This is a genomic window from Rhizobium sp. H4, from assembly GCF_003013335.1.
GTDB lineage: Bacteria > Pseudomonadota > Alphaproteobacteria > Rhizobiales > Rhizobiaceae > Rhizobium > Rhizobium sophoriradicis.
On the sequence record NZ_PSOW01000037.1, the window covers coordinates 2501 to 5000 of the forward strand.

The 2500-nt window shown below is 52.9% G+C and carries 1 rRNA gene (only partly in view); it reads left to right on the forward strand.

The window, feature by feature from the left end:
* Positions 1–514: 514 nt before the first annotated feature.
* Positions 515–2500 (forward strand): 23S ribosomal RNA (locus C4N04_RS31245); it runs 892 nt beyond the window's last position.

Consider the following 2500-nt stretch of genomic DNA (forward strand, 5'->3'; position numbering starts at 1 on the left):
CATACATTGTGAAGAGAAGATTGATCTGGAGGCTTCCAGGTGTTTTGGGTTTTGGCCCGAAACGTCCGAGCCCAGTTCTGCTGATCCTATGGATGGCCTAGCCGGCCGGAGATAGGGGAAGGACTGGAGGTAGGAAGGAAGCTTGTCGCTCTGGATCGTCAGCGTAAACCGCATCGCGGTTTATCGCGTGTTGTTCGTGGCCTTCGGGCCTCGTCTGACGGACGATCGGATTACCGTTGCCTGACCGCGCGGTATCGGATCCAATCTCGAGAAGCTGGTCTTAAGACCTGACACAAGCGAGCTGCTCGGCGTAGCTCCAATAAAGTGATCAGGTCGAACACGTCGATGGCATTGTTAGAAAGCGTGATTGTAAAAGGTAATCACGCATGTTTGGCCGACCGCACGGCAATCGCAAGGTTGTCCGGATGGTCGGATTTGGCACCCCGCGAGGCGAAAGCGAAGCGGACAAGGTCTGCCAAATCAAACAAAGACGATGAGCATTGGCAATGAGAACGATTAAGTGTCGTAAGGGCATTTGGTGGATGCCTTGGCATGCACAGGCGATGAAGGACGTGATACGCTGCGAAAAGCCGTGGGGAGCTGCGAATGAGCTTTGATCCATGGATCTCCGAATGGGGCAACCCACCTTAAATACCTAGAAAATCTGTTTTGTTGCTTTCGTTGCGAGGGACTTCCTTCGTAGCGCAAAGCGCGTCGCCGGTCGTCCGGCGCGCCGTCCGCAGGCCTTTGGCCGTGAGGACAAAACAGGTTTCTAGGTATTGTGATAAGGTATCTGCACCTGAATACATAGGGTGTAAGAAGCGAACGCAGGGAACTGAAACATCTAAGTACCTGCAGGAAAGGACATCAACCGAGACTCCGCAAGTAGTGGCGAGCGAACGCGGACCAGGCCAGTGGCAATTGTGATTAAAGTGGAACGCTCTGGAAAGTGCGGCCGTAGTGGGTGACAGCCCCGTACGCGTAGATATCATGATTGTCCTAGAGTAGGGCGGGACACGAGAAATCCTGTCTGAACATGGGGAGACCACTCTCCAAGCCTAAGTACTCGTGCATGACCGATAGCGAACAAGTACCGTGAGGGAAAGGTGAAAAGCACCCCGACAAGGGGAGTGAAATAGAACCTGAAACCGGATGCCTACAAACAGTCGGAGGGGGCAACCCTGACGGCGTACCTTTTGTATAATGGGTCAACGACTTAGTGTAACAAGCAAGCTTAAGCCGGTAGGTGTAGGCGCAGCGAAAGCGAGTCTGAATAGGGCGATATAGTTTGTTGCATTAGACCCGAAACCGAGTGATCTAGCCATGAGCAGGTTGAAGGTTGGGTAACACCAACTGGAGGACCGAACCCGCATCTGTTGCAATAGATTGGGATGACTTGTGGCTAGGGGTGAAAGGCCAATCAAACTCGGAAATAGCTGGTTCTCCGCGAAATCTATTTAGGTAGAGCGTCGAGCGAATACCCCCGGGGGTAGAGCACTGGATGGGCTATGGGGACTCACCGTCTTACTGATCCTAACCAAACTCCGAATACCGGGGAGTACTACTCGGCAGACACACGGCGGGTGCTAACGTCCGTCGTGAAAAGGGCAACAACCCTAACCTCCAGCTAAGGTCCCCAAGTCATGGCTAAGTGGGAAAGGATGTGAGGATCCCAAAACAACCAGGATGTTGGCTTAGAAGCAGCCATCATTTAAAGAAAGCGTAACAGCTCACTGGTCTAAATAAGGGTCTTTGCGCCGAAAATGTAACGGGGCTGAAGCCATGCACCGAAGCTGAGGATGTGTAGCAATACACGTGGTAGCGGAGCGTTCCGTAAGCTGATGAAGGGAGACCTGTGAGGGCTCCTGGAGGTATCGGAAGTGCGAATGTTGACATGAGTAACGATAAAGAGGGTGAGAGACCCTCTCGCCGAAAGACCAAGGGTTCCTGCTTAAAGTTAATCTGAGCAGGGTTAGCCGGCCCCTAAGACGAGGCGGACACGCGTAGTCGATGGGAACCACGTTAATATTCGTGGGCCTGGTGGTAGTGACGGATTGCACAAGTTGTTCTGGTTTATTGGATTATCAGGGCAGCGGAGCGGTTCCAGGAAATAGCTCCACCGTATAGACCGTACCCGAAACCGACACAGGTGGTCAGGTAGAGTATACCAAGGCGCTTGAGAGAACTATGTTGAAGGAACTCGGCAAATTGCACGCGTAACTTCGGAAGAAGCGTGACCCCATTTTACGCAAGTATGATGGGGTGGCACAGACCAGGGGGTAGCGACTGTTTATCAAAAACACAGGGCTCTGCGAAGTCGCAAGACGACGTATAGGGTCTGACGCCTGCCCGGTGCTGGAAGGTTAAGAGGAGAGGTGCAAGCTTTGAATCGAAGCCCCAGTAAACGGCGGCCGTAACTATAACGGTCCTAAGGTAGCGAAATTCCTTGTCGGGTAAGTTCCGACCTGCACGAATGGCGTAACGACTTCCCCGCTGTCTC